23 protein-coding genes and 1 pseudogene are annotated in these 26,282 nt (G+C 66.6%); 14 read left to right on the top strand and 10 right to left on the bottom strand.

Going from position 1 to position 26,282, the window contains the following annotated elements; genetic code table 11:
• Positions 1-27: 27 nt before the first annotated feature.
• Both ON32_RS26935 and ON32_RS07150 read left to right on the top strand, forming a co-directional pair.
• The gene (locus ON32_RS26935; protein ID WP_157224114.1) at positions 28-1,164 is read left to right on the top strand and encodes a hypothetical protein; all 1,137 of its coding nucleotides are present in this window, start codon (positions 28-30) and stop codon (positions 1,162-1,164) included.
• Positions 1,165-1,748: 584 nt separating this feature from the next.
• Positions 1,749-2,072, top strand: coding sequence for a hypothetical protein (locus tag ON32_RS07150; RefSeq protein WP_157224115.1), 324 nt, complete (start codon positions 1,749-1,751; stop codon positions 2,070-2,072).
• Positions 2,073-2,560: 488 nt separating this feature from the next.
• Here ON32_RS07150 and ON32_RS07155 read toward each other — a convergent pair whose 3' ends face one another.
• Positions 2,561-3,445 carry an alpha/beta fold hydrolase gene (locus ON32_RS07155; RefSeq protein ID WP_040789724.1) on the bottom strand — a complete coding sequence of 295 codons (885 nt, stop codon included), beginning with the start codon at positions 3,443-3,445 and terminating at the stop codon, positions 2,561-2,563.
• Between the two features lie 117 nt (positions 3,446-3,562).
• On the opposite strand from ON32_RS07155, the gene ON32_RS07160 reads away from it, so the two are divergent.
• The 3 genes from ON32_RS07160 to ON32_RS07170 all read left to right on the top strand — a co-directional run bounded on the left by ON32_RS07160 (position 3,563) and on the right by ON32_RS07170 (position 7,374).
• On the top strand, positions 3,563-4,306 hold the full coding sequence (locus ON32_RS07160) for an AraC family transcriptional regulator (protein WP_245550854.1): 744 nt from the start codon (positions 3,563-3,565) through the stop codon (positions 4,304-4,306).
• A 107-nt stretch (positions 4,307-4,413) separates the two neighbouring features.
• Positions 4,414-5,838 carry a WGR domain-containing protein gene (locus ON32_RS07165; RefSeq protein ID WP_040789726.1) on the top strand — a complete coding sequence of 475 codons (1,425 nt, stop codon included), beginning with the start codon at positions 4,414-4,416 and terminating at the stop codon, positions 5,836-5,838.
• A gap of 501 nt (positions 5,839-6,339) precedes the next feature.
• On the top strand, positions 6,340-7,374 hold the full coding sequence (locus tag ON32_RS07170) for a hypothetical protein (RefSeq protein WP_157224116.1): 1,035 nt from the start codon (positions 6,340-6,342) through the stop codon (positions 7,372-7,374).
• Positions 7,375-7,543: 169 nt separating this feature from the next.
• Here the strand turns inward: ON32_RS07170 and ON32_RS07175 are convergent, their stop codons facing one another.
• Positions 7,544-7,843 carry a DUF1540 domain-containing protein gene (locus tag ON32_RS07175; RefSeq protein WP_040789730.1) on the bottom strand — a complete coding sequence of 100 codons (300 nt, stop codon included), beginning with the start codon at positions 7,841-7,843 and terminating at the stop codon, positions 7,544-7,546.
• 335 nt (positions 7,844-8,178) lie between these two features.
• Here ON32_RS07175 and ON32_RS07180 point away from each other — a divergent pair, with 335 nt between their 5' ends.
• Entirely contained in the window at positions 8,179-8,964 is a 786-nt protein-coding gene (locus ON32_RS07180) for a thioesterase family protein (RefSeq protein ID WP_040789732.1), read from the top strand.
• Positions 8,965-9,224: 260 nt separating this feature from the next.
• A complete protein-coding gene (locus tag ON32_RS07185) occupies positions 9,225-10,973 on the top strand; it encodes a BCCT family transporter (RefSeq protein ID WP_083874148.1) in 1,749 nt (582 codons plus the stop codon).
• On the opposite strand, the gene ON32_RS07190 is transcribed toward ON32_RS07185, so the two are convergent.
• Positions 10,952-11,194, bottom strand: a complete 243-nt coding sequence (locus tag ON32_RS07190; protein WP_040789735.1) for a DUF6374 family protein — start codon at positions 11,192-11,194, stop codon at positions 10,952-10,954. The two genes, ON32_RS07185 and ON32_RS07190, sit on opposite strands and share 22 nt — an antisense overlap.
• A gap of 78 nt (positions 11,195-11,272) precedes the next feature.
• Positions 11,273-11,548 (bottom strand): hypothetical protein, encoded by a 276-nt coding sequence (locus ON32_RS07195; RefSeq protein ID WP_040789873.1) that lies wholly within the window; start codon positions 11,546-11,548, stop codon positions 11,273-11,275.
• Positions 11,549-11,848: 300 nt separating this feature from the next.
• On the opposite strand from ON32_RS07195, the gene ON32_RS07200 reads away from it, so the two are divergent.
• Positions 11,849-12,133, top strand: coding sequence for a hypothetical protein (locus ON32_RS07200; protein WP_174361607.1), 285 nt, complete (start codon positions 11,849-11,851; stop codon positions 12,131-12,133).
• A 115-nt stretch (positions 12,134-12,248) separates the two neighbouring features.
• Positions 12,249-13,724, top strand: coding sequence for a DUF1254 domain-containing protein (locus ON32_RS07205; protein ID WP_083874149.1), 1,476 nt, complete (start codon positions 12,249-12,251; stop codon positions 13,722-13,724).
• A 15-nt stretch (positions 13,725-13,739) separates the two neighbouring features.
• On the opposite strand, the gene ON32_RS07210 is transcribed toward ON32_RS07205, so the two are convergent.
• Positions 13,740-15,635 (bottom strand): TerD family protein, encoded by a 1,896-nt coding sequence (locus tag ON32_RS07210; RefSeq protein WP_040789737.1) that lies wholly within the window; start codon positions 15,633-15,635, stop codon positions 13,740-13,742.
• A gap of 107 nt (positions 15,636-15,742) precedes the next feature.
• Positions 15,743-17,260 carry an aminodeoxychorismate synthase component I gene (pabB, locus tag ON32_RS07215; protein WP_083874151.1) on the bottom strand — a complete coding sequence of 506 codons (1,518 nt, stop codon included), beginning with the start codon at positions 17,258-17,260 and terminating at the stop codon, positions 15,743-15,745.
• 78 nt (positions 17,261-17,338) lie between these two features.
• On the opposite strand from pabB, the gene ON32_RS07220 reads away from it, so the two are divergent.
• Together ON32_RS07220 and ON32_RS07225 are read left to right on the top strand one after the other, a co-directional pair.
• Entirely contained in the window at positions 17,339-18,406 is a 1,068-nt protein-coding gene (locus ON32_RS07220) for a phosphotransferase family protein (protein WP_083874153.1), read from the top strand.
• Positions 18,407-18,581: 175 nt separating this feature from the next.
• Positions 18,582-19,715, top strand: a complete 1,134-nt coding sequence (locus ON32_RS07225) for an NDMA-dependent alcohol dehydrogenase (protein ID WP_040789740.1) — start codon at positions 18,582-18,584, stop codon at positions 19,713-19,715.
• Positions 19,716-19,778: 63 nt separating this feature from the next.
• Here ON32_RS07225 and ON32_RS07230 read toward each other — a convergent pair whose 3' ends face one another.
• The gene (locus tag ON32_RS07230; RefSeq protein WP_051132948.1) at positions 19,779-20,816 is read right to left on the bottom strand and encodes an alpha/beta hydrolase family protein; all 1,038 of its coding nucleotides are present in this window, start codon (positions 20,814-20,816) and stop codon (positions 19,779-19,781) included.
• A complete protein-coding gene (locus ON32_RS07235) occupies positions 20,813-21,733 on the bottom strand; it encodes a zinc-binding dehydrogenase (RefSeq protein ID WP_040789742.1) in 921 nt (306 codons plus the stop codon). Before ON32_RS07235 ends, ON32_RS07230 begins: the two co-directional genes overlap by 4 nt.
• A gap of 89 nt (positions 21,734-21,822) precedes the next feature.
• Between ON32_RS07235 and ON32_RS07240 the strand changes: the two genes are divergently transcribed.
• From ON32_RS07240 to ON32_RS07250, 3 genes are all read left to right on the top strand, one after another.
• A complete protein-coding gene (locus ON32_RS07240) occupies positions 21,823-22,740 on the top strand; it encodes a LysR family transcriptional regulator (protein WP_040789743.1) in 918 nt (305 codons plus the stop codon).
• Positions 22,741-22,895: 155 nt separating this feature from the next.
• Entirely contained in the window at positions 22,896-23,726 is an 831-nt protein-coding gene (locus ON32_RS07245; protein ID WP_040789745.1) for a serine hydrolase domain-containing protein, read from the top strand.
• A gap of 96 nt (positions 23,727-23,822) precedes the next feature.
• The gene (locus ON32_RS07250; RefSeq protein ID WP_040789882.1) at positions 23,823-24,356 is read left to right on the top strand and encodes a DUF3145 domain-containing protein; all 534 of its coding nucleotides are present in this window, start codon (positions 23,823-23,825) and stop codon (positions 24,354-24,356) included.
• A gap of 13 nt (positions 24,357-24,369) precedes the next feature.
• Here ON32_RS07250 and pip read toward each other — a convergent pair whose 3' ends face one another.
• Both pip and ON32_RS30785 read right to left on the bottom strand, forming a co-directional pair.
• Positions 24,370-25,392, bottom strand: coding sequence for a prolyl aminopeptidase (gene pip, locus ON32_RS07255; protein ID WP_051132949.1), 1,023 nt, complete (start codon positions 25,390-25,392; stop codon positions 24,370-24,372).
• Positions 25,389-26,197: pseudogene (locus tag ON32_RS30785) on the bottom strand (SAM-dependent methyltransferase). Before ON32_RS30785 ends, pip begins: the two are co-directional and overlap by 4 nt.
• Positions 26,198-26,282: the final 85 nt, after the last annotated feature.

Consider the following 26,282-nt stretch of genomic DNA (forward strand, 5'->3'; position numbering starts at 1 on the left):
CGCGGTGGCCTCAGGGGGTGAGGTGACATGGCCGACGGGAACGGGCAAGAGTGTCCCGGCAAGAAGATGACCGATGCGGTGGCCCCGTACGGAGTTCGCATCGATATCCGCGATCCGGATACCTTCGCCCTGTGGACGTCTCGTCGGGGACTGCGCTGTGAACTGTGTAACGGTCACATGCAGGTCTACCGCCGGGGCAATGGCAACCGATATCTTCGCCACCGGCTGTGCGGTTCGCCCCGGCTCAATCGGCACGAGCGGAACCGTCCGAGGTACTGGTTACGCGATCGGTTTCTGGAATACGGTCTGACCGATGTCGCGGTGCGGCAATACGGCGACAGTCGATACCCGCACGTCAGCGGTACTCGTGGCGAACATCGTTACGCGGTGATGGTCCAATACGATCCGCTGTCCGCCGAGGAGGCGGGGCAACGCACGGATGAGCTCGTCGAAGCGGGATATGACCAAGTTTTGTGGCTGACCCACCACTGTGATGAGGTCGAACACCTACCCTCCCTCGGGATATCCGGGTTCGCTCCGGACGCTGCCGACGACTACCACGCCCACACCGGATTCCTCGTTCGGCGCGCGCACACCCGGGGTCTGGATGTGCAGTGCTGCTCCTTGCGGGAGTTCCTTCGCCGGTGGATCGAGCCCGACACGCTCGCCTGGGCGCATCTCACCCCCGAGACCACAGGATGGGCCGCCGTGACCGACTGGAAGCAAATCACCTTCGAGCACCTTCGCATCATCGAGGAACAGAACGCGCGTATCCGGCAATTGGAGCAGCAGCTCGCCGCTCTGCGGTCGGGACCCGAGGAGGAATCCGACGTCTCCGCCGCCGGTCGGCAAGCGGTCGAGACCGGGGACGCGCGACGTATACCGAGCGAAGTGATCCGTGGGGTGTTCGAGGAGACGGAGGATATGGATCGGGAGCCTCCCGAGGGCCCGGGAAGCGAATCCGACGTGGATCTTCCCGTTGTTGTCCGGGAACCGCGAAACAGCGAGGACCACGGTTCGATCCCGGTCGTCGCGCGCGCGACCGCCACGGGTCGGACGCCCTCGGTCGGGCTGGGCGCCGCCCTGGTCGCTGTCTGTCTGATCCTGATTCTGCTGTCCTGGCTCGGATTCCGTGGATCCGACAAGTCGACGCGAAAGCGATAGGGGTTTTCTCCTTCGAGCCGCGGGCTGTGGTGTATCCGCTGCCGAGGTTCTGTTCGGGTAGGGAGACGGGGAAGGCGCGATCGGGGAAAGTGTCGGGTTCCCGCGTGGTTGTCGTTGCTTCCGGCATGTCCGTTCCGAGGTGACGAATGACGTGTAAAGCCGTGGGCGCCGACGGGTCCGAAGTGGAAGAAGTTGTTCCTTCAGGACTATGGGACGGCGACGGGGGTGAGTATTTCGAAGGGCTCGATGGTGAACAGGTGAATCCACCTCCGATGAACCGGTGTTCGTCAGGTCGTTGCTCATCGGTATGGCCTGGTGGAGATCCCGACATCATTCGGTCGGCCGCGAACGGGCGCACTGTGCCCGCGTAATACGAAGCCGAGGTTCGAGCTATGCGCAGGGCTGATAGCGGTCTTGACAAACCTGTTGATCGAGCCGTCGTTTGACGGTACATTGAGCGGCGTCGAGATTTTCTCGATACCAGGCATATCGAGCCATTGATCGTGCGGATTTCCGATCGAATCGGCGCCCATCGATCGGTGCGCTCGAGACAAGCCGAAAACACAGGCCCACAGGGAGTTTCGATGTCGCAATCCACTGTATCCGTTCGCGCTCGTCGCATGATCGCCGGCCTCGCCGCCGCCGCGGTCGTGTTGGGCCCGGTAATCGCCATCGCGCCCGCCGGTGCAGAGCCGCTGCCGGTCGAGCCGGCGCCCGCCGTTACCGATACCGCACCGAACCAGGCCGTGCACGGTCGGGGTCGCCACGGGTGGGGGCACCACGGATGGGGCCACGGTGGGTGGAACCGCGGTGGCCTCTGGGGCAACCACGGGTGGGGCCACCACCACCACCACGGCTGGGGGCACCCGGGCCGCGGTTGGCTGCCGCGCACCGGAAGTGCGTTCTGATCCGGTGCATTTCTCGTCCCTGTGGTCGGCGTCCCTGTAGGGGCGCCGACGGGGACTTTCGATACCCGACGCCGAGGCGTCATCGACGGGCCGTGGACGGTGAGGAACAACGCGCCGGAGAGCGGGCCGTGGGATCACGGATCTCGAGCCCACTCTCCGCCGGTCGTCGGACCAGAGCTGTTCCATGTTCTCGAAAGCCCCGCTCGCCCGCTGTGGTCGGTGGCGGGCAATTCCGGGATCGAGTTCGTTTGGCCCGATAACGATTTCCGAACTTGCGCCGATAACGGGGGTGTACGTTCTGTTCGGTATGGCCCACGCGGAGGCGGGCCACCCGAAACCCACGCAGTCACCGGCCATGACGACCGCACCGTTCGACCTCATCTGCCCGCTCTGCTTCATTCGTGAATGGATCGAGAGCGGCTTTCGGTCGTAGGCGGGAAACCTTGCGGCCGGCCGAATCGTGGGCGAGTTCTCCTGCCGTTCACAGCTCAGGGTGATTCCGCGAGCGGGCGGCGCAACCATGTGAGCAACGCCTGTGTGACTTCGGTGGGCCGTTGTTCCATGACGTAGTGGTCGGCATCGAGCAGCACCAGTTCCGCGTCGGGGATTCTCGCGGCGAGTTCTCGTGCCGTACGAACCGAGATGCCGGGGTCTCGGGTACCCCAGATCACGGTTGTCGGGCAGGCGACCGCGGGTAGGCCGGCGGCGAGTTCGGGGCGTACCCGCACGCGATAGCCCGACCAGAAGTGGGCATACCAGCGGCGTCCTTCGCGGGTACGCAGCATCGCCAGATAGTCGTCGAGCCGGTCGGAATCGAACGATCCGTTGCGGACGTAGGGGCGCAGACCCCATCGGTGGAGCGCGTGGATGGCGGGCACGGTCAGTAGTGACCGGGTCGGCGCGCACCGGGCGAGTGTGGTGAGGAGCCCGAACAACAGCCGGTACCGGAAGGCGAAGGTGCGGTGGGCCCGGGAATTCAGGATGGCGAAACGCCTGATCCGGTTCGGGTATCGGCGCAACAGGCCCAATCCGAGAAAACCGCCGTAGTCGTGACAGGCCAGGTCCACGCGGTCCAGGCCCAGTGCGTCGAGCATACGAGCGAGGCGTTCGACCTCGCTGTCGTAGTCGCAGCTCAGTCGGGTGTCGCGTTCCGATGCGCCCCAACCGAGCAGATCCGGGACGATGACCCGGCGTAGCTCGGATAGCGGCCCGATCTGGTGTGTCCAGGCGTGATGATCTTCCGGCCAACCATGGAGAAGGACCAGTGGTTCGCCGTGCCCCGCCGTCACATAACGCAATCGGGCACCGTCCACCGTCGCCTCGTGGGTCTCGAACCTTCGGGCGTCGAGGGAAAGAATGTGTTCGATCGTCATCAGCGCCTCCTGTCGGGTGTGGCACCGCGTGCCTCGGGTGCCGGCGCCGGTTTCCCGCCGGCCGCTACCGGTATGGTCGGTCCTGTGACGCGGTCGGCACTTCCGGAAACGTGCGGTGTGAGTACGGGGGCCGCACGGTTGTGGGTGCGGCTCGGACACGCGGTATATCTGGGGCCGAGTCCTCGATTGGCGCCGCACTCCACCGCCATCGCCTCGCTCGGTGTCGGTGTGGACGCGCCGTTTCGGGTGCGGGTTGCCGACCATGGGGATATCCTCGCGCGCAGTTTTCTGTTCCGGGCCCGGGTCGCCCATCACGTGGTCGACAGCGATGGTCGAATGTTGTACTGCTTCTTCGACCCGACCTCCGCACGTATTGCGCGCTGCCTGGGTGGGATGACGGGCACGGTCGGCGGCTACCCGACGGATCATCGGCACGAAGCCGAGTTGATCGAGTTGTGCCGACGGGACGAGATCGATATCGACCGCGTGCTCGAGTTGGTCGGCGCGCCGTTACCGGTGATCAGGGATGCGCGTATCGCGGCCGTCGCGGAGCGCATTCGCAGCGATCCCGCCCGGCCGCAGCGCGCGGCCGAGCAGGCCGGTGCGGTCGGGTTGTCCACCTCGTACTTCCTTCGGACCTTCGCCGAGCAGACCGGAACCAGTTTCCGCCGTTACGTGCAGTGGGCACGTATGTTGCGGGTCGCCACGGCCTATGCCGCCGGCCACGATATGACCCGCGCCGCGGTCGACGCCGGTTTCGCCTCACCGTCGCATTTCAGCGACACCTTCCGCGCCATGTTCGGGCTCACGCCGTCCGCTTTTCTCGGACTCGGGGGTGCGCTGCGGATCATCGAACGATGAACCCGCCGTGGCCATCGGTGGGTCCGCGCCGCTCGCGGTCCGCGTGAATGTCGGTGCCCGTTGCTAGCTTTCGCGTGAAAGCGCAACAACGACGAGCGGGACCGGATATGACCATTGCGACCACGACCTATCTCGAGCTGTCGGAAGAAGGGGGATCGGCGCACAAGTTCTACGAGGTCGTCGTGGACGGTACAGCGGTCACGATCCGATACGGGCGGATCGGTGATCGGGGACAGACCAAGACCAGCTCCTTCGCCACACCGGAGAAGGCGCGGGCGGCGGCGCAGAAGAAGATCGGCGAGAAGCTGCGCAAGGGCTACGCGCCCGCGGTGAGGGGGGCGCGGGCGGCGCGTCCGGTCACTCGGCGCACGATCACCAGCAGCCGCTCCACCGCCCGTTCGGCGCCCGTGCTGTGGACCTTCGATTCGGGCGCGGCAGCATTCGGAATCTTCATCGATGCCGACCGCTGCTGGGTGGGCAACGAGAACGGCGATGTCTTCACCCTGACTCCCACCGGCGAGGTCACCGGCCGTTTCCGACTGCCGGACGCGGTGAAGTGCATTGTCGCCGACGATTTCTGGATCTACGCCGGATGCGACGACGGTCGCGTCTACGACCTGTCGGGCAAGGTGCCGCGGGCGGCCTACGATATCGCCGCCGACGTGGATATCTACTGGCTCGACATCCACGACGGGATACTCGGTGTCTCCGACCGGGAGGGCGGGCTCACCGTGATCGATCACGAGGAGGAATCCCTGTGGACCCGGCGCAGCGACGGTAACGGGGGTTGGATGGTGCGTATCGATACCGATCGGGTGTATCACGGCCACTCCGGTGGAGTCACCGCCTACGATCTGGCCACCGGTAACCACCGGTGGCACCGGGGTACCGGTGGGGCCGTGCTCTTCGGTTGGCAGGAAGCGAACGCGGTATACGCGGGCACCGCGACCGAGGAAGTGCGCATGCTCGACAAGAACGGCCGTTCGGATCGTGCCTTCCGATGCGATGCCGCGGTCTACTCCTGCGCTACCTCGCCGGACGGTCGATACGTGTTCGCCGGGGACAACTATTCATCCGTCTACTGTTTCGATGCCGATGGGCGGCGGATCTGGAAACTCGCCACCGGTTGCGGTTCGGCGTTTTCGATGCAGTACCACGACGAGAAGCTGTACCTGGTCACCACCAATGGCACCCTGGCCTGCCTGGATGTTCGCGATACGGCCATCCGTGACGCGGAAGGGGGTGTGCTGCCGCGGACCGTCTCCGTCAAAGCCCCCGAACTCGCAGCCGTAATGCCCAGCAGCACCGTGGAGGTGGTTTCCGATGCCGGGAACGGGGTAGTGGTCGAATGTGTGGAGGAGCACGGACGGTTGCGGGTGCACATCGTGTCACCGGGGTATCGGCGGGAGTGGAATGTGCAGTTCCCACGTGATATTCGGCAGGCCGGGGCGCGGTATGTGGTCGATGGGGTGGCCGAGTCCGCGCGGGGCGGGTTCTATCGGGTGCGGGGAGACATCCGCAGATTGTCCTGAACCTTATCGGGCGCACCGGCCGCGGGAAATCGCGGAATTCTCCTCGATCCCATCCCGCGGCAATGGTCGTGATCGAATGTGTTCGTAATCGAAAGTTGTTGAGAAAAATGGTATTTCGAGGTGTTGGGAGTGTCGACGGTGGGATGACGATTTGAGATCATGCCGAACGCAACCCTTGAGTCCGCTCGGAAGATGACGTGTGATCGTTCGACGATGAGCATGTCACCTCCTAGGGGCCGTGCGCAGTGACGAAGCCGTCGCAGAACATTCGAGTTGTGCTCGCGTGGAAGGAAAGTCGAAATTATTACGCCCATCTCGGGTAGAGGTGCCGGTTCCGTTCTCTCGGATCGCTTTGCGCACCGTAACCCGTTTTCTTCGTCGACCACGGACAATCGTTCGATCGGCCGTGCGGCCGCGCGAAATGCCGCGACATGGCTGGAGCGGTGTCGGTTCGGTGGTAGGGAGGTCATGACACGGTCCGCTGTGTAGGCGGTGGTTGTCGTGCGATCGACGGATACGCAGCTTCGTAAACGGTCCGTTCTCGAGGGGGAACAGTGGCGGAGTCGGCCGGTATACGCCAGAGGCGGCGCCGCGCTCGGCGTGAGCGCCGGTGGGCGCGGGTTCGGTGCCGGGCCCGCCGCTCTCGGTACCATTACCAACTCGCCGGTTACCGCCTGGTTCGCCGGTGCCATCACCGAGTTCGGTCCGCTGTCCGAGGAAAAGATACGCGAGACACGGGCGGGTATCGCCGCCGTGTTCTCCCCGGCCGAGACATTCGAATGGTGGCGTATGGTGCATCGCACTCGACAGTCGCCGCTCCGGGAGGAGATCAACCGCTTCGGTGGTATCACCGGCGAACTGGGGGTTGCTTGCGCTCTGAAAATGATGTGGGACAACAGAATTCCCAGATCCCAACTCCCCTCCGCCTTGTTGTCCGTGGGCGCGTCCGGCGAATTCGCCGCCAACGCGTTGCGCGCTTTGGCGGCGCAGGAGGAGACCCGATCACGGAAGCCGTACGGTTTCCTCCCCCTGCGGAAGGCCGTGGCGGCCGGTTACGTGGTGCGCAACCACGTCGGGGATATCGCCGAACGTGCCTTCGCCGCACAGGCGGTGGTGGCCGCCGACGACTTCGCGCGCAACACTGGCGCGCCGTTGCCCGGTGCCGTCATCGATACGGTGTTCGTGCGCCGGGTGGAACAGATCTGGGATTCCGATCGGCCGCTGCGGGCCGCTGTCACGGTGAACGAGTGGAACGGTGCCGGCCGGGATACCCGCGCATATATCGGGTACACCGCGGCTCGGGCCCATCTGTGGGCGGCGCGGGCCTATTACGACGAGCCGACGGAGGTCGATCTGCACCGGCTGACCCGGTCCACCATGCGACTCGCCGATCTCGACCAGCTGAATCCCGTGCAGGGTTTCGTTCCGTGGGAGGGGCGAGACGGACGCCGGAGCGCGCCCACCGTGGCACCGATAGATCACTCGTCGGACCGGATGTTCACGATGGAAAAGTGCATGGCGATCTCACCACGGTGAGATCGCATGTCGTGGGCCGGGTTCGATGGGACGGATGGTGGTGGCGGTCGGCGATGCGAATCGACGCTCGATGCCGGATGGGTGGTGATTCATCCGTCCCGCGGAACGAAACGGCCCCGACCACCGAGCTCGGTATCTCGGTGTCGTCGAGGCCGTATTCCTCGGTCGCTCAGCGAGGGGTGTAGGTCATACAGCGTGCCGCGTGGTCCCCGCCGCCCGGACCGACGCGGATCTCGCCGGCCGCGCATTCCAGGGCCTGGTTGTGCACGCAGTCGGCGCGTTGGCAGGCCCCGACCATACTGGTCACGGTGTCCAGGCCACCTTTGACCGACATCGGGATGAACGTCGCGCAGTCGGCGCTGCCATTGTGACCGGCGACGCTGATCGCATAGGCGTGACATCCGTCGTGATTGTAGGAACAGTCGTTGACTGTACATTCGCTGACGTGCGGCATCGACATGGTGGTCATGTGCGTGTCCTCCGAAGGTGTCGGCAGTCTTGCTCATGCGACTACCACCGTAACCTGCTTTTATTCGCTATGGTCGGCGCGTTCGGGTCGGTTTTCCTCGTGTCTTCGCTCCATATCGGCAGATTATTCGATGATTGCCTGTCGATTGCGGATGGAGAGGGTGGGTGATCCGTTTCGGGGGCGGGTTCGGCGTCGTGGATCCGGTGTGCAAGCGGTATGGGATATGAGGAGGCGCGACGACGGGGTCCGGGCAATGGTCTCGGGCAGCCTTTGCGAAGGCGGAGAACTGGAACGTGTTGTAATCCTGAAGTGTCCGCGCGAAAGGAGTCGATACCGTGGCGGCATACTTCACCGTTCGGGGCGAGCAGTACCTGCCCACCTCCATCGCGATCTCCCGATGGTCACCGACCCAGGTCGGGGGGCCCGCGATATGCGGTTTGCTGGCGCGTGAGCTGGAAGCCCGCCGCCCGTGTGCGGAGTTCGTGCCCGCGCGATTGACGGTGGATCTGTTCCGCCCGGTGGTCGACGAGCCCCTGACACTGCGCAGCGCGGTGATTCGAGAAGGGAAACGGATCTGCGTCGTGGACGCCGACCTCGTCCAGCGTGACGAGGTGCGCACCCGGGCCACGGTGGTGTTCCTGCGGAGAGGGGAAGCGCCACCCGGGCAGGTATGGCAGGCGCACCAGGAACTGCCGGTTCCACCCGCGGATCTGCCTTTGAAGGGGTCGTGGCCATTGTTCCGGAGCGCCGACGGAAGGTGGAGTCACGATTTCGCCGAGCATCAGAACGCCGAACGCAAATGTATCTGGCAGAAGCCGCCGCGACTGATCGATGGGGAAACCGCCACGGGTTTCCAGCGGGCCGCGATGCTGGGCGACAACACCAGCATGGTGTGCAACTGGGGGACGCGGGGGATCGGCTATATCAACGCCGATATGACGTTGACGCTGATACGCGACCCCGAGGGGCCCGCCTTGGGACTGCTGGCGCAGGACCATATCGCCACGGCGGGTGTCGCCGTGGGCACGGCCGTACTGTACGACCGCGACGGGGCATTGGGCACCTCCGTGGTGACCGCGGTATCGAACGCCAGGCGGCAGGTCGACCTGTCCGCCCTCTGATCACCGACCGCGACGGGATAACGGTGGGCGGGACCTCCGCGCGCCGCGCTCGGTGGATGTCGCACCCGATCTCGCCGGTGGGAGGGCGGGACACCGCGCGGGGTGAGGGGTGCCGTAATCCGGCCGTGCCGGTGGCGGAACCGGTCGATGGACTTCACCGCGGGGGATCCGGGGTCGGTGCCTCGTGTTCTTGTACGGTCTTGCGTGGGTACGTCGTATTCGTGTTCAACGTGCAGTGCCGGCCGAAAGGACGCGGATCCATGTCGACCGATTCCGATGAACCGGGCAAGGAAGCATCCGTGCCGATCGGACGGGTGCGGTTCGCGCGGAGAACGGATCCATGGGTCTTCGGTATCACCGCAATCGGATCCGTGGCCTTCGTGGTCTGGGGCATTGTGGATCAAGCGGGCCTCGCCTCCGCCGCCTCCGCCGCACAGCGGTGGGTGATCGTCGACACCGGTTGGCTGTTCGTGCTGGCCGCCACCTTTTTCGTCGGGTACGTGCTGTGGTTGGCGATCGGCCGCTATGGCCGAATCCCCCTCGGTGAAGACGGTGAGCAGCCCGAGTTTCGCACCGTGTCCTGGATCGCGATGATGTTCAGCGCCGGTATGGGGATCGGCCTGATGTTCTGGGGAGTGGCCGAACCGCTGAAGCATTTCGTCGAGCCGCCGCCGAACACCGTCGCCCCGAACAGTCCGGAGGCTGCGCGAGTGGCGATGGCGACCACCCTGTTCCATTGGACCCTGCATCCGTGGGCGATCTACGCCGTGGCGGGTCTCGCCATCGCTTACAGCACATTCCGGCGGGGCCGTTCCCAGCTCATCTCCTCGGTCTTCCGGCCGCTCCTGGGCCGGCATTCGAACGGGCCGGTCGGTAAGGCCATCGATATGATGGCGATCTTCGCGACGCTGTTCGGTTCGGCGGCATCACTGGGGTTGGGGGCGTTGCAGATCGGTTCCGGTCTGGAGTTCAACGGCTGGTCCGACGCGATCGGCAAGCTCGGTCTGGTGGTTATCATCGCGGGGCTCACCCTGGCGTTCATCGTGTCCGCGGTGTCCGGGATCGAACGCGGGATCCAGTGGCTGTCGAATATCAACATGGTGCTCGCGCTGCTGCTCGCGCTTTTCGTGTTCGTGGCCGGCCCGACCCTGGTGATGCTCGATTTCCTTCCCGCCGCCATCGGCGACTACCTGGGCGATCTGCACACCATGGCCTCCCGGACCGGGGTCAGCGGTGAGGCGGAGACACAGCGCTGGCTGTCGACCTGGACCATCTTCTACTGGGCCTGGTGGATTTCCTGGACACCTTTCGTGGGCATGTTCATCGCCCGTATCAGCCGGGGGCGCACCATCCGCCAGTTCGTCACCGGGGTGTTGCTGGTGCCGAGCCTGGTCAGCCTGGTCTGGTTCGTGATCTTCGGGGGCGCGGGCATTCGGCAGCAGGCCGAAACCGGTGATCTGACCGAACCGGACGGCACGGTGAACGAAGATTTCGCCCTGTTTCACCTACTCGACCACTATCCGATCGCGACGGTGACGACCGTGCTGGTGATGGTTCTGGTGGGGATCTTCTTCGTCTCCGGCGCGGATGCCGCCTCGATCGTGATGGGGACGCTGTCCGAACGCGGCAGTATCGAACCCTCCCGGACAACGGTGGCCTTCTGGGGGGTCGCCACCGGAGCGGTTGCGGCGATCATGTTGGTGATCGCCGATTCGGCGGATCTCGCGGGTGCGCTCACCGGATTGCAGGCCCTCACCACAGTGGTGTCGTTGCCTTTCCTGATCGTGATGGGGGCCATGTGCGTGGCGCTGTACCGCGATCTGCGCGCCGATCCCATGATCCGCCGACGGCTACGCGCCGTCGAGCTCGTCGAGGATGCGGTGGCGCATGGGACGGTTCGACATCGAGGCGAATTCGCGCTGGTCACCGAGCCGGTGGACGGCACGGTCGCGAAACCCTCGGCCGAAACGGGCCGAGATCTCGGCGATCAGGCCCCGCGGCCGCGGTAGTCCAGGCAGGCGCGGCCGCGGAGGGCGGGGCCGCGCCCGGCCGGCGCGCCGGCGTTCTGGGTGGCCTGGACATAGATCCGCAGGCCCTCACTGATCTTGTGGGCCAGGGACTCCAGCTGATCCGGGGACAGCGATTCGCCGAATGCCGCTGCGGCGAGCAGTCTTTCCCGCACCTGTTCGAGGTTCAACCGAGCGAACGGGAGGGGCGCGAGTTCGGGCATGGACAGACCATACCCGAATTCGAACAGATTTTCGATAGCTGCTCGTCGATGTCTCGATGGATCAACCGGCTCGGCGGATCAACCGATGACGGCGTTCATGATGGTGCCCGCGCTGGTGGCGACCACGCCGCCGATCATGGCGCCGGCCACCATCTTCGGTGATTCCAGGCCGCCGCCGGTCCACTTCTCCCAGGCGAACTTGCCGCCCGCGTAGATGATCGCGCAGATACCCGACAGCAGGACGAACCAGGTCAGATACCGGACGAGCTGGAGAAACTTATCGGAGATGGGGGGCGCTTCGGGGGTGGGATTGCCGATTTGCGCCAGCGTGTCGGTAACGGCGGCCAGTATCATCTCGCGGCTCACTCTGTTTCGGGTGGGGCGTGAACGCTACCGAATCGTAGTCGGGGTCGAGCGCGAAGCAGTAGCCATGCCCGGGTGTGAATATTTCCGAACAGGTCATATAGCGCGAAATCCGCTGTGGGGCAACTACTTGCGTCCGGGGTGCGACGATCGGGATGATGGGGGGCGGGGCTCCGGGTCGCCCGGGTTCCGTTCGTACCCGTGTCCGGCGGCGAATCCGACCGGGACGCAACCGCAGTCGGTGCCGGGTGCGGGGTAGGTGGTACCGGAGAGGAATCGGACGTGAGCAGTATGTCGGCAGCGGTCGTGGACACCGTCACGATACTCGCGCAACTCGAGGACCCCACTCCGGAGCCGCCGCCACTGGCCGACAAGGCCATGCAGTTCATCCGGTACGCGACCTGGTTGGCCATGATGTCGGGCGTCACCAGCATCATCTACGCCGGCGGTAAGTTCGCCTGGGAGAAATGGTCCGGCAATGGGGGAGACTCGCCGAAGATGGTGGCCGGCGCCATGATCGGCGGCGTGGTCGCCACCAGCGCGGGCACCATCATGAACGCCGTGATCGGGATCTGAATCCCGCGCGGTCGCCCTGCTCTGCCCGGTCCGGCCGCTTCCGGCTACCGCGCAGCTATAATCCTGGCGAGTCTTGCGGTCCGTCCGAGCGGTAGTCAAGAGCAGGGAGAACGGGATGGGCGACAGCGTGCGCGGGCCCGCGGACGACTCTCCCACGTGGGGGTCGGTATCCACCCGGCATCCGATCACCCGACGTGCCGCCCTGGGTTTGCTGGCGGCCGGTGCGGGCCTCGCCGCCTGCGGCGACGGCGGTGACGGTGGTGACGGTGGTGACGGTGGTGAGGCCGATATCGCCCCTCCGGGTACGGCCGCCGGCCGGAGGCGGGTGGCCACCGACGCCTATATCTTCGGGTACCCGCTGGTCCTGCTCGATGTGCTGCGGTCCCTGAACATCGCGGCGGCGCCGGTCAACCGTCTCCGACACGCCGATTCCCTGCCCAACTCGGAATTGCGCGGGGTGATCCGCGTCGACGTCGACACCCTGTACTCCACGGCGTGGCTGGACCTGCGGCGCGAGCCGGTGCTGTACCGGATGCCGGAGGTCGAATCCGGACGGTACTGGATGACCCAGCTGGTGGATGCCTGGACCAATACCGCCCACAGCCCCACCAGTGTGCGCCCGCGAGTACCGCCCGGTAGTACCCCGCCCTACACCTATGCCGCCATCGGGCCCGGGTGGTCGGGAACGCTGCCGGAGGGGGTGGTCCCCCTACCGGTCGGCACACCCGACGCGTGGTTCATCGGGGGTATCGAGGTCAATGGCGAGTCCGATGTGCCCGCCGTCCGGGCCATCCAGGACGAAATGCGGTTGGCTCCGCTGAGCGAATGGGATTCGGCGGGCGATACGGGACTCGATATCCCGACCCCGCGGGTGTTCTCCCGGGCGCCCGCGGTGGAGCTCGAGAAGATGTACGCCCGCGACTTCTTCGAGCGGATGTGCGATCTGATGGAACGCAACCCTCCCACCGCCGCGGACGAGCCGGCGTTACAACGGTTCGCCACCATCGGTATCCGGCCGGGTGGGGGACCGCAGGGTATCTCGACCAACGAGTTGCAGGCGGGCGCGGACGCCGCTCGCCGGCGTATCGCCGCCTATGTGGACCCGGGCACCCAACAGCGCAACGGCTGGGTCATCGACACCCGGATCGGGAGCTACGGCACCAACTACCTGCTGCGCGCGACCACCGCGTGGCATGCCCTCGGCGCGAATATCTCGGAGGAAGTGCTGTACATGGCGCTGTTCGACAGAGCCGACGAGAAGGGGGAATCCATCCCGTTCCGGTTGCGCTTCGTACCGGGACAGACTCCGCCGGTGGATGCGTTCTGGTCGATGACCGCCTACGACAGCCAGGGTTTCCTGGTCGCGAACCCGGCGAACATCTACTCCGTCGGGTATCCGAGGACGGTGCAACCCGCTCCTGACGGGTCGGTCGAACTCGCCGTCCAATACGCCGATCCGGTACCGTCGGTGCCGGCCGGTAACTGGCTGCCCATTCCGCAGACCGGCCCGTTTTCGCTGCTGCTGCGCCTGTATGCCCCGAAACGCGAGGCGCTCGAGGTCCAGTGGTATCCGCCGCCGTTGACCCGGTAGCCACCGGACCCGTCCTCAGATATTGGCGCCTTTGGCCCGATTGCAGCCCCGGCACAGGATCTGCAGGTTCGCCGCGCTGGTGGCGCCGCCGCGGCTGAGCGGAATGATGTGGTCGAACTCCAGGTAGTGGCTCGATCCGCATTCCACACAGCGTCCGCCGTCGCGTTGCCACACCTCGGCCTTCACCTCCTGCGGGATACTGCGGCTGTCGCGTTGGCCGGGGGCGAGGGTGAGACGTTTCGCGACCCGCAGGGCGCCCTCGATGGTGGCGGCCACCTGCTCCGGGTCGGCGACGGCGAGTGTCGCGCCACCGCGGGCCGAGGTGGCGGATACGACGACGGTGCCCCGCTCCACGGCCACCGACACGATGCGCGACCAGGCCAGCTCGATTCCCGAACCGTTACCGACGAACCGGAGCTTCTTGTTGCTGACGATCAGCCTGCCCTCGAACAACCGAGGGCCCTTGGCGAGCTGCCGGACCTGCGTCGCGTCGACGTCGAGATAGACCAGTTCCTCGGCGTCCAGGTGGAGATTCGGGACGCGGACGGTGGGGAGGTCCCCGGCCCGCAACCGGGTCAGGGTATGACCGCGCCGCATACGGGCCCGCAGTTCGTCGATCAGGGGCCCGGACAGGCCGAGTTCGGCGATCGCGTGTTCGAAATCGTCGTATTCCTCGGTCGTTATCTGTCCGTCGGCGAAGGCGAACGCCACCCGTCGCTCCACATAACTCAGGGCGTGGGGCTGGAGCGTGGCGCGGGCGGCGGATTCCTCGATGCGCTGGTAGCGCAGTGAGGCCCACAGCTGGTCCCATTCGGCGCCGCGCGGCCCGGATCGGGTGAGCACTCGCCAGGCGCGGGTGTGCCAATGGGTGAGGAACTCCTCGATCTCCTGCGCGCACACCCGGCACGGATGGTGGCCGCCGAGGATTCGACGCCGCAGCCGGGTGCCGCACCGGGGACAGTCGTGCGGGTGGGCCGGCACCGCGGGGCGGGTGTCGGTCGTCCAGCGCTCGCCGTCCCACCAGCGCAGCCGGGCGGGATCGTCGGGATCCCGATGCCAGTCGGCTCGCTCGGGATTCGGCGGTGGTGCCGGGGTGGGCGCGAGCTCGGGCACGGTGAGCCGACGGAGGGTGACCGTGCCCGATATCCGGCGGGTCGCATTCGGCTCGGTGGTGTCGTCGCCGGACGGGGCGGTGGGGGCGGGGGTCGCCGGCGCGTCGCTCGACCGCTCGTCCAGACGATAGTTGGCCACGCCGGGGTGTGCTTCCCCGTTCGCTCGGGCGGTGCCGTTCGGGATGCGCCCGGCCGCGGGGCGCCGGGGCACGGCTACCGTCACGCCGTCGCCGGGATCGGCGTGAACCCGGGTCCGTTGGTCCGTGGCATCGGGTCCGACGGCGGTGGTGGTGTCGTCGTCCTCGAGCCGGACACCGAATTCGGTGACGAGGCCGGCCATCCCGGTGGCCCAGCCCTGGGCGATGGCGCGGAACCGCCAGCCTCCGTCGCGCCGGTAGAACTCACCGAGCATCATGGCGGATACCGGGTCCGGTTCCGTGACGGCGAATTCGACGATCGGTCCGTCGACACCCGATATGGTCAGTCGGAGCCCGGACAGGTCGGCGAAGGTTCCCTCGTCCAGGGAACCGGAGATCACGATGCGTTCCACCCCCGCTTCGGTGCGCGGTAGCGAAACACTCAACCGGGCCGTTCCCGAAGCGGGCGCCTGGTCGAGGACCACCGCCTGGGACAGGTGTCGGGGCGCGTTGTAGAAGACCAGGTCCCGATCGGTGCGCACCGTCCCCTCGGGTCCGAGCAGCAGTGCATGCGCGTCCACCGTGGGCCCCGACCGCCACGAAACAACTACGGCCAGAAGAGATATCGGTACCGGCGCGTTCGCGCCCTTGCTGAGTTCCATCGCAGTCGAACTATGCCATGCGCCGCCGACACGCCGTATGGGCCGGCGGTGTCCGCCCCATCGACATCGGGTCGCGGGGATGGGGGCCGGTCGAATTCGCCGGTCGCTCAGCCGAGCCCCGGGGAGACCGCGACGCCCGCCGTATGTGGTGGGACCACGACAGGCGGCTCCGGAAGTACCGCGCGTAGGGCCGCTCCGGCCTTGAGTACCATCTCGGCGTACTCGTCCTCGGGGTCGGAGTCGAGGACGATGGCCCCGCCCGCGCCGATCTGCCAGCGGTCGCCGTAGCGCACCGCGGTGCGGATGACGATATTGAGATCGGCGGTGCCGCCGAGGCCGAGGAAACCGATCGTTCCGGAATACACGCCGCGCGCCTGGGTCTCCAGTTCGTCGATGATCCGCATGGTGCGCAGTTTGGGGGCGCCGGTCATGGAGCCTCCCGGGAAGCACGCGCGCAGACAGTCGACGGCGTCGGTGTCGGCGCGCAGGGTGCCCCGGACCGTGGACACCAGCTGATGCAGCGTCGAATAGGTTTCGGTGACCATGAGCGCCGGGACCCGGACGCTGCCGATCTCGCAGACCCGGCCCAGATCGTTGCGCAGCAGATCGACGATCATCAGGTTCTCGGCCCGGGTTTTGGGGTCTTCGACGAGGCCGCGACGCAGCCGTTCGTCCTCGATCGGATCGCCGCCGCGGGCAGCGGTGCCCTTGATGGGTTTGGTCTCCACGACGCGGGAGCGGTCGATCTTCAGGAACCGCTCCGGTGACGAACAGGCGATGTACAGATCGTCGAACCGCAGGTAGGCGGCATACGGCGCCGGGTTGCACCGGCGCAGTACGCGATAGCAGTCGAGGGCGTCGGTGGTCGCCGGAAGGCTCACCTGGTCGGTCAGGCAGATCTCGTACGATTCGCCGGCGCGCAGTTTCTCCTGACAGACGCGGATATCGGCCAGATACCGTTCGCGTCCGCGCCCCAACAGGGCGGCCACCGCGGTGGGATCGGGGTCGATGTGCAGCGGTGGGGGGTTCGTCCAGGTTGGCAGGGTTTCCAGGATCTCGGCGGTGGTGCGCAGCCACAGCGCCCCCGCCCGGTCGCTCGCGGTTCCCGGGTGGGTCAAGGTGAGCAGGTGGGTGCGGCCGGCGGCGTGGTCGACCACGATCAACCGGTCGGCGAAGATCCACTGGGCGTCCGGCATGGGCGCCCGATGCGCGGCCGTCGCGCCGCAGTCGGCCTTGATCTCGTAGCCGAGATAACCGACGTAGCCACCGGCGAAATCGAACGGCAGATCGGGGAGCGGAGTGTGGCGGACGCGCAGCTGTTCGGCCAGGTAGTCGAGGACGGTGCCCGGTACCTCGTAGGGATGGCCGTCGCTGGGGGTCACGGTGACGCTTCCCGTGCCGACGCGGTAGCGCACCACCTCGGCCAGCGGCCCACCGGCGTCACCGAGGAAGGAGAACCGGTCGAGTCCGGGTTCGATCCGTTCGCTGTCGAGCCAGAAGGCCGTCGGTGACGTCCGGTACAGGCGGAGGAAGGCGGCCTCGGTATCGACGGCCCGCTCGATCACATGCTGCCGCAGCCGCAGCCGCCCGGAAGGCCCGCGGCCGGGTCCTGGTGCTGCATCCACAGTCGATGAACACTACGCCGTAGGACGAGAATGAACTGGCGTCGGCCGCCTTCAGTTTTACCGACCATGTCGTGCAGAATGTGGAGCATGTCTGTTGCGCAGCCGGTCGGCGTGGATCGTGATCTGGTCGACTTCACGGTGGTCGGGAAATGGATGGAAGAGCAGGGGCTCACCACCGGTGAATTCGAGGAGGTGACAGCGCTCGGCGGCGGAACCCAGAACATCATGCTGCGCTTCCGCCGCGGCGGCCGGGAATACGTATTGCGGCGCGGTCCCGCGCACCTGCGCCCCAAGAGCAACGATGTCATTCGTCGCGAGGCGCGGCTGTTGGGGGCGCTGAACGACACCGACGTCCGCGCGCCCCGGGTGATCGCCGCCTGTGCCGACGAAACGGTGCTCGGCGGCGCGGTGTTCTACCTGATGGAACCGATCGTCGGATTCAACCCGCAGAACGAATTGCCCGAACTACATGCCGGCGACCCGGAGATCCGCAGGCGGATGGGGTTGTCGGCCGTGGAGGCCATCGCCCGACTCGGCTCCCTCGACTATCGGGAGCTCGGCCTGTCCGACTACGGCAAACCGGAAGGCTTCCTGGAACGGCAGGTGGGTCGTTGGATGAGCGAACTCGAGTCGTACTCGTCCAACGAGGGCTACCCCGGACCGCGGATCGACGGATTGGAACGGGTGGCGGACTGGCTGGAACGCAACCGTCCGACCCGGTGGAAGCCCGGCATCCTGCACGGTGACTGTCACCTGGCCAATGTCATGTTCTCCTACGAAGGTCCCGAGGTGGCGGCCCTGGTGGACTGGGAGATGTCGACCATCGGCGACCCCCTGCTGGATCTGGGTTGGCAGATCGCGACCCGTCCCGAACCCGGTACCACGGGGGCGGCTCTCATCGGCGCCCTCGGCGCGGCGGGTGGTCTGCCCACCGCGGAAGAGATGATCGCCCACTACGCCCGGTTCTCCGACCGGGATCTGAGCGCCATGACCTGGTACACGGTGCTCGCGTGCTTCAAGCTGGGCATCGTCCTCGAGGGCACCTACGCGCGCGCGTTCGCCGGTAAGGCGCCCAAGCAGATCGGTGACTTCCTGCACGCCATCACCCTGGAGCTGTTCGAGCGGGCCAACGGCCTCATCGAATGAGCCGGAAAGGGGCGGGGTACCGCCGCGTTCGGGGGAACAAGTTTCAGTTCTGTGGGTGTCGACGGGAAGGGATCGGGTAAGAAAATCTTTCTCATCCACTAGAACGTGTTCCAGTTAATGTCGTAGTGTGGAGGCCGTCACATGAAAGTCCACGCATGCGAGAGGTCGGACGCGAATGAAGACGAAGGGTGCGATCCTGTGGGGGATCGACGAGCCGTGGTCCGTGGAGGAAATCGAACTCGGTGACCCCCGTGCCGGTGAGGTGCAGATCCAGCTGGAAACCGCCGGCATGTGCCACTCCGACCATCACATGGTCACCGGCGCCACCCCGATGCCCTCGTTCCCGGCCATGGGCGGCCACGAAGGTGCGGGCATCATCACCAAACTGGGCCCCGGCACCCCGCCCGACCTCGCCGTCGGCGATCACGTGGTGCTGTCGTTCATCCCCGCCTGCGGTCGCTGTCCGGCGTGCGTGGCCGGGCATATGGCCCTGTGCGACCTGGGCATGGGCCTGCTCTCCGGGCAGTCCATCAGTGACGGCAGCTACCGCATCCAGGCCCGCGGTCAGAACGTCATCCCGATGTGTCTGCTCGGAACCTTCTCGCCGTATATGACCGTGCACTACTCCTCGGTGGTCAAGATCGACCCCGACATCCCGTTCGAGGTGGCCTGCCTGGTGGGCTGCGGGGTGCCCACCGGTTTCGGTTCCTCCACCCACGTCGCCAATGTGATGCCCGGCGATACGGTGGTCATCGCCGGTATCGGCGGGGTCGGGATGAGCGCGCTACAGGGCGCGGTGCTCTCCGGGGCGCAGAAGGTCGTCGCCATCGACCCGGTCCCGTGGAAACTGGAACAGGCCAAGAAGTTCGGCGCCACCCACACCTACCGCGGTATGGCCGAGGCCATCGGGCCCTTGATGGAGGCGACCGAGGGTCGGATGGCCGAGAAGGTCATCCTCACCATGGGCGAGATGCGGGGCGAGTACATCGAGGAAGGTCTCACCCTCACCGCAAAGGCCGGCACCCTGGTCGTCACGTCCATGGGCCGGATGGACGCCTTCGATGTCAAGATGAACAACTTCCTGCTGTGCATGCTGCAGAAGACGGTCAAGGGTTGCATCTTCGGCGGCGGTAATGCCCGCCAGGACATTCCGCGTCTGCTGTCGATGTACAAGGCGGGGCAGCTGAACCTGGACGATATGGTCACGCGCACCTACTCCCTGGAGGATGTGAACCAGGGCTACCAGGACATGCTGGACGGCAAGAACATTCGCGGCATCATCAAGTACACCGACGCCGACCGGACGTAGCGGATGTATCGTGACGGCTCCTCCACTCTGGTGGAGGAGCCGTTCATCGGGTGGGTACCTCCCCTATCGAGCCGCCGATGACGAGGACGGTTTTCCCGACGAAACGATTCGTGTCGGTGCCTCCGTCAACGCTCGGGCGATGTAATCGCAGAGGTGGGGCAGCCAATCGGAGCGGGCGTTACCGAGGAGGTGGTCGCCGTGCGGAACACACAGGTAGGTGCCCTGCCGGGCCGACCGGGCCAGTGGTTCGCCATTGGTCGCTCCGGCGACGATGTCTCGTCCTCCATCCACGACCAGCAACGGGCTCGTGATGCGCGGGGCCAGGGAGGTGAGATCCACCTGGTCGGCCAATGCCCGAGCGGCTCGATGCCCTCCGGTACGGCGGGTCATGATATCGCGTAGGAATTCGGGTAGTTCGTCCCAGTCGAGGCGGAAGGGGCCGCTGACGGTGGCGACCGCCGCCACCCGTGGTTCCAGGGCCGCGGTCCGGGCCGCGAAGTAACCGCCCAGACTCAGCCCGACGAGCGCGACGCGATCGACGTCGAGTGCATCGATGACCCGACCGACGACCTGCTCGTAATCCGGCCGGAGCGTCGTCGTGGACGCGAGGACACCCTGTCCGGGGCCGTCCATGGCGAACACCGCCAGTCCGCGGGCCAGCAGCGCGGACGCCAGGTCGAGAAACTCTTCTTTGGCCGAGTCCAGACCGGGGATGATGATCACGGTGCCGAGTGCGTCGGAGGGGCCGCGCAGCCACCCGGTGAATCCCTCACCGCTCACGCGCCGGGCCTCGGGTTCCAACAGCGTGATCGCGTTATCCAGGGCGTTATCCGCCTCGGCGGCGGCGTGCTCGGCCTCCGGGTGGTGCGACAAGGTGGCCACGTGAAACCATCGGGCCGCCATCAGCAGATGCTCGCCGGCGGAAACGGATGACCCCGCCTCCTCGGCGCGCCGACGATAGGTGTGCGCGGTACGGATGAAGGCCGGCCCCCAGTCGGCGACAGAGGTCAGACCGTCGGTGACACGTCGGAACTCATGGGGATCGAGCCCCGCACCGGTGGCACGGGTCCATTGGGTCGCGACGAATTCGGCGATACTCATCGTTGTTCTCCCGTCATCAACACGGCTTTGCCGCGTATTCGGCGTTCTCGCAGGTCGACCAGTGTGTCGGCGGTGTCCGCCCAGGGGGCGATCCGGCCGATCTCCGGGTGCAGCAGACCTCTTTGCACCAGACGCACCAAAGTCGCGAGATCAGGGCCATAGGGGGCGCCGGCGTAGTGGAAATGTTGGATAGTGACCCGCTCGGGCCCGGAGAGGAGTTCGAAGAAATCGAGGTTCACCGGGCACCGGCTCGCCTGCCCGAACCATATGAGCAGGCCGTCGGGGCGAGTTTTGGCAAGCGCGACCGGGAGGGCGGCCCCGCCCGTGGACTCCAGCACGACATCGAACGGCCCTTCGGCCGACGCGATGTCGTGCACCACTCGCGCGCCCATGTCCTCGAGTCGCGCGCCGCGCGCCGCGGTGGCCGTTACCGCCGTCACCTCGGCCCCGGCCGCCACGGCCAGTTCGGTGACGTAGTGGCCGACGCCCCCCGAAGCGCCGGTCACCAGCATCCGCCGGCCGATCGGGGGACCGGCCGTGCGAAGTAGTCGTAGGGCGGTGATCCCCGCCAGGGGTAGGGCTGCGGCCCGGACGCTGTCGATATCGTCCGGGAGGGTTGCGACGGAATGCGTGGGCACGGTGGCGTACTCGGCCCAGCCGCCCTGCGCTGGATGCCCGACCACCCGGGCGCCGATACCGGGACCCGAGCCGTCCGCGGCGGCCTGCACGACGATCCCCGAGATGTCCTTGCCCGGTAGCAGCCCCGGCCGCGGATATTCGAGGAGAAATGTCTCGCCCCGGTTCGGCGCGAACGCCTCGACCTTGATCAATACCTCATCCCGCTCCGGGACGGGTTGGGGGACCTCGGCGAAGGTGACCGGACGCGCCGCGTCCCCCGTGGGAATCAGTCTTCGCATACCGACGATGGAACCCTCGGGCCTGCCCCGCGATCCAACAACCAGCGAGCGAGATCGACAACTTCTGGTTGTCGCCTATGGTGAGAGCCGTGGATCTCGACACGGCGCAACTGCGTGCCTTCGTGCGCGCCGCCGAGGAACTGCACTTCGGGCGCGCGGCCGAGACGCTCGCCATCTCCCAACAGGCGCTGTCCAAGCGGATCGCGCGGTTGGAATCCCTGCTCGGTACCGCATTGTTCCGGCGCGGGGGCAGTGGGATCGGTCTCACCGAGTCGGGGCGGCGTTTTCTCCGTCCGGCCCGCCAGGCCCTCGCCGCCGTCGACACCGCGATCGCCGTGGTGTCCGGAAAGGATCGTCCGCTCCGCGTCGACTTCTGGGGACACCTCTATGCGCCGATGCGCACCCTGGCGCAGGTCGCCGGACACGCCGGGGAATTGGTGCCGGGGCACGGGCGTGATCTGCCCTCGGTGACGGCGGCCCTGTTGAACGGTGATATCGATGTGGCCTTCGGCCGGGTCCATTCTCCGCTGCACCCCGATCTGACATACCGTCTCGTTCGCCTCGAACCGGTGGATGTCGTACTGAGCGCGAACCATCCGCTCGCGGCCGAACCGGCGCTACGACCGGATCAGCTGCGGGCCGACGTGTTGTGGGCGCCCGGTGCGCTGGACCGACTCGATTTCCTCCACCGGTTCGCCGACCGGTTCGATATCGGAAACCGGGTCGCGAGTGTGAATCTGGGCCTCACACATTTCCTCACCGAGGTGGCGGAGGCGCCCGACCGCTTCTCCTTGCTGCCCGCCGATGTGCCCTTGCCCGAGATTCCCGGGCTGTGTTCCGTTCCGCTGGTCGATCCCACTCCGCTGTATGCCTGGTCGTTGCTGTGGCGCACCGGTAACGAGCATCCGGGACTGGACGATCTACTCGCCGCCTGCGCCGCGGAGGCGAGGCGAAGTCGATGGTTGGAGTACGACCCGGTGCGTGACTGGCTACCGGAACCCCCGTGAACCACCTCGAACACCTGGTCGAACCGGCCGTGGCGGGCCTCGCCGGTGTGGCCCAGGGGAGGGGAATGCGGTGGCGGCCGGGAGGAATCGGGTGTTCCACGCCGGGTGAGGGGGCGTCGTGGTGGAGGGGATGGGAGGTCTCGTAGGCTCGGGATGTGCGCGCACTCGACAAGATCCAGGACTGGCCGGTTCGGCATGCGGCTGCGGGTGTGGTCACCCCGGATACCGGGGCGACCGCCGGTGATATCGACCGCGTGTTCCCGCTCGCCTCGGTGACCAAGCCGCTGGCCGCCTACGCGGTGCTGGTTGCGATCGAAGAGGGTGCAATCGAACTCGACCAGCCCGCCGGGCCACCGGGTTCCACCGTCCGCCATCTTCTTGCCCACACCTCCGGGTTGGCCTTCGACACCACCGATGTCATGGCCCGCCCCGGTGCCCGACGCATCTATTCCAGCGCGGGCTTCGAGGTCTTGGCCGATTTCGTCGCCGAGCAGACCGGTATCGCCTTCGACGAGTACCTGCGCCAAGCGGTATTCGAACCGCTCGGTATGTCCTCGTCGGTTCTGGCCGGTTCGGCCGGACACGCCGCCCGCTCCACCGTTGCCGATCTACTGCGCTTCGTCGCCGAACTGCTCGATCCCCACCTGATCTCGGCGCAGACGCATGCCGAGGCCACCACCGTCCAGTTCCCCGGCAGCAATGGGGTCCTGCCCGGTTTCGGATCGCAACGCCCCAATGACTGGGGGCTCGGTTTCGAGATTCGCAACGGTAAGTCGCCGCACTGGACCGGTGCCACCAATTCGCCACGAACATACGGACATTTCGGTCAATCGGGCACATTCCTATGGGTCGATCCGGAGATTCGGGTGGGTTGTGTCGCCTTGAGCGACGAGAATTTCGGGGACTGGGCGCGGCGGGGGTGGCCGCCGTTCAGTGACGCCGTCATTGCCGAAACAACACGTTCACAGGACACGGCAGCGAAGTAACACGTGTAACACCGGACACTCGAGTACACTCGGGCAACGCCCCCCGTCGACGAGCCGTTGGGGAAGACGTTACTCGTCGAATCGGAGGTGTAGGTGGTGCGCGGATCGAGTCAGTTCGCGAAGGCGACGGCGGGTGTGGTCTACATCCATTCGTCGCCCGCCGCGTTGTGCCCGCATATCGAGTGGGCGCTGGCTGCCGCTCTCGGCACCCCGACCAAGCTGCGGTGGACCGCGCAACCCGCTGCCGCGGGACAACTCCGAGCAGCCGGCGAATGGATCGGTCCCGTCGGGACGGCATCCCGGATCGCGCAGGCGTTACGCTCCTGGCCGGTCCTGCGTTTCGAGGTCACCGAGGACCCCAGCGACGGCGTCGACGGCGAACGCTACAGTTTCGTTCCCGCCCTGGGGCTCTGGCACGGCTCCACGAGCGCCAACGGCGATGTCATGATCGGCGAAATGCGGTTGCGTGCCATGCTGCACGCGGCCCGGGAACTCGACAAACGCTCCGGTTACGATCTCGCCGCCGAACTCGACCGGGCCCTGGGCACCCCGTGGGACGAAGACCTGGAGGTGTACCGCATGGGCAGCGAAGGTGCCGAGATCACCTGGCTGCGTCGGGACGTGGGGTAACCGGCCACACCGGTCACCTGGTGTCCGGTGTGGCCGCCTTACCGCCGAATCGGGCAACCGCCTCGAGCACGGCCGACCGCATGGCCGGGCTGCCGGTGTGCCCGGAATCCTCGACCACCACCAGCTCCGCGTCGGGCCAGGCCCGGGCCAGCTCCCAGGCGGTGCGCAGTGGCGCGGACAGATCGAGTTTTCCGTGTACGAGCACGCCGGGTATACCGGCCAGCCGGTGCGCGTCCCGGAGCAGCCGACCGTCCTCCAACCAGGCGGCGTGCGCGAAATAGTGGGTGCATATCCGGACGAACGCCATCAGATCCGCATCCGGCTTGGCGCTGTATTGTCCGGGGGCGCCGAGGCTTTCGTGCGCGATCACCGCGTCCTCCCACCGACACCACTCGCGTGCCGCCCGTTCCCGAACCAGGGGATCAGGGTCCTCCATGAGCTGCCGATACGCCTCGACCAGGTCGCCGTCCCGCCACCGCGCGGGCACCCCCGCGCGAAACCGCTCCCATTCCTCGGGTAGCAGCCGGCCCACGCCCCGGTAGAGCCAGTCGATCTCCTCGGGCCTGGTCATCGTGACACCCACCAGGACGATCCCGGTGACCCGCTCCGGATGACGCTGCGCATAGGCCAGGCTCAACGTGGACCCCCACGAGCCGCCGTAGAGCAGCCAGCGCTCGATTCCCAGGTGCTCGCGCAGTCGTTCCATATCCGCGAGCAGATGCTCGGTGGTGTTGTGGGCCATGTCGACCGACGGATCGGAGGCGTGCGGTTCGCTTTCGCCGCAGCCGCGCTGATCGAAGAGCACGATGCGGAACACGTCCGGATCGAACGTTTTCCGCGCCCCGCGCCGCCCTCCGCCACCCGGCCCGCCGTGCACCACCAGCGCCGGTATGCCATCGGGGTTACCGCTGGTCTCCCAGTAGATACGATTGCCGTCCCCGACATCGAGCAGCCCGTGATCGTAGGGGGCGATATCGGGAAAGGGCTCGAAGAGGGTCTGTTCGCCGCCGTGTCCCGCGGTTACCCGCCGGCTCATGGCTTGCGGCCGACGGCGCCCCAACAATTCACCTGTGCGTCGTGCCACGCCGGTGGCCGAATGCCCGCCCGCCAGCGATTGACCGACACCACCCCCGGTTCCCACAGCTCCAGCCCGTCGAAGAACCGGGTGAATTCTTCCCGCCCGCGGGCCTGGGCGTAGACCCCGCTCTGGCGATACACGTCGAGGGCTTTGGCCATCCCCTCCGGATCGAAGTCGGTGGTGATGTGGGAGGCGATCAGGAAGGAACCGGGAGCCAATGCGTCCAGCAAGGTCTCGACCGCACCGTGGGGGTTCCGGTCGTCGGACAGGAAGTGCAGTACGGCCACCAGACTCAGCGCGACCGGGCTGTCGAGATCCAGGGTCTCGCTCAGTTGGGGAGAGGTCAGGATCTTCTCCGGTTCGGCCAGGTCGGCGGAAATATAGGTGGTACGTCCTGGGTGCCCGTCAACAGGGCACGGGCATGGGCCAGCACGATCGGATCGTTGTCCACGTACACCACTCGCGCCTCGGGGACCACCGACTGCGCCACCTGGTGCAGGTTCGGCTCGGTGGGAATACCGGTGCCGATATCGAGGAACTGCATCACGCCCGTCTCGGCGACCGCCTGGATTGCGCGTTGCATGAAGAACCGGTTGTGCCGCGCCGCGGTGCGGACGGTCGGGAACGCGGCCGTCACCTGCTCGGCCGCGCGCCGGTCCACCTCGTAGTTGTCCTTACCGCCCAGCACATAGTCGTAGATACGAGCACTGCTCGGGCGCTCGGTGTCCACCACCGGGAGCGAGGCGTCATCGAGTTCGGTCATGGTCGTCCTGGTCAATCGGAGCAATATGGTTGGGACGCAACGGCTTGCATATCGCGACGGCCGCAGCGCGTCACAGGATACGCCG

This window comes from Nocardia paucivorans NBRC 100373 (assembly GCF_000308675.1).
Taxonomy (GTDB): Bacteria; Actinomycetota; Actinomycetes; order Mycobacteriales; family Mycobacteriaceae; genus Nocardia; species Nocardia paucivorans.

Excerpts from the sequence above, each read along its gene's own strand:
- ON32_RS07225 (WP_040789740.1), top strand. The coding sequence starts at position 18,582 with ATGAAGACGAAGGGTGCGATCCTGTGGGGGATCGACGAGCCGTGGTCC.
- ON32_RS26935 (WP_157224114.1), top strand. The coding sequence starts at position 28 with ATGGCCGACGGGAACGGGCAAGAGTGTCCCGGCAAGAAGATGACCGAT.
- ON32_RS07210 (WP_040789737.1), bottom strand. The coding sequence starts at position 15,635 with ATGGAACTCAGCAAGGGCGCGAACGCGCCGGTACCGATATCTCTTCTG.
- ON32_RS07185 (WP_083874148.1), top strand. The coding sequence starts at position 9,225 with ATGTCGACCGATTCCGATGAACCGGGCAAGGAAGCATCCGTGCCGATC.
- ON32_RS07195 (WP_040789873.1), bottom strand. The coding sequence starts at position 11,548 with ATGATACTGGCCGCCGTTACCGACACGCTGGCGCAAATCGGCAATCCC.
- ON32_RS07190 (WP_040789735.1), bottom strand. The coding sequence starts at position 11,194 with ATGCCCGAACTCGCGCCCCTCCCGTTCGCTCGGTTGAACCTCGAACAG.
- ON32_RS07165 (WP_040789726.1), top strand. The coding sequence starts at position 4,414 with ATGACCATTGCGACCACGACCTATCTCGAGCTGTCGGAAGAAGGGGGA.
- ON32_RS07205 (WP_083874149.1), top strand. The coding sequence starts at position 12,249 with ATGGGCGACAGCGTGCGCGGGCCCGCGGACGACTCTCCCACGTGGGGG.
- pip (WP_051132949.1), bottom strand. The coding sequence starts at position 25,392 with ATGAGCCGGCGGGTAACCGCGGGACACGGCGGCGAACAGACCCTCTTC.
- ON32_RS07150 (WP_157224115.1), top strand. The coding sequence starts at position 1,749 with ATGTCGCAATCCACTGTATCCGTTCGCGCTCGTCGCATGATCGCCGGC.
- ON32_RS07220 (WP_083874153.1), top strand. The coding sequence starts at position 17,339 with ATGTGGAGCATGTCTGTTGCGCAGCCGGTCGGCGTGGATCGTGATCTG.
- ON32_RS07235 (WP_040789742.1), bottom strand. The coding sequence starts at position 21,733 with ATGCGAAGACTGATTCCCACGGGGGACGCGGCGCGTCCGGTCACCTTC.
- ON32_RS07200 (WP_174361607.1), top strand. The coding sequence starts at position 11,849 with ATGTCGGCAGCGGTCGTGGACACCGTCACGATACTCGCGCAACTCGAG.
- ON32_RS07230 (WP_051132948.1), bottom strand. The coding sequence starts at position 20,816 with ATGAGTATCGCCGAATTCGTCGCGACCCAATGGACCCGTGCCACCGGT.
- ON32_RS07175 (WP_040789730.1), bottom strand. The coding sequence starts at position 7,843 with ATGACCACCATGTCGATGCCGCACGTCAGCGAATGTACAGTCAACGAC.
- ON32_RS07155 (WP_040789724.1), bottom strand. The coding sequence starts at position 3,445 with ATGACGATCGAACACATTCTTTCCCTCGACGCCCGAAGGTTCGAGACC.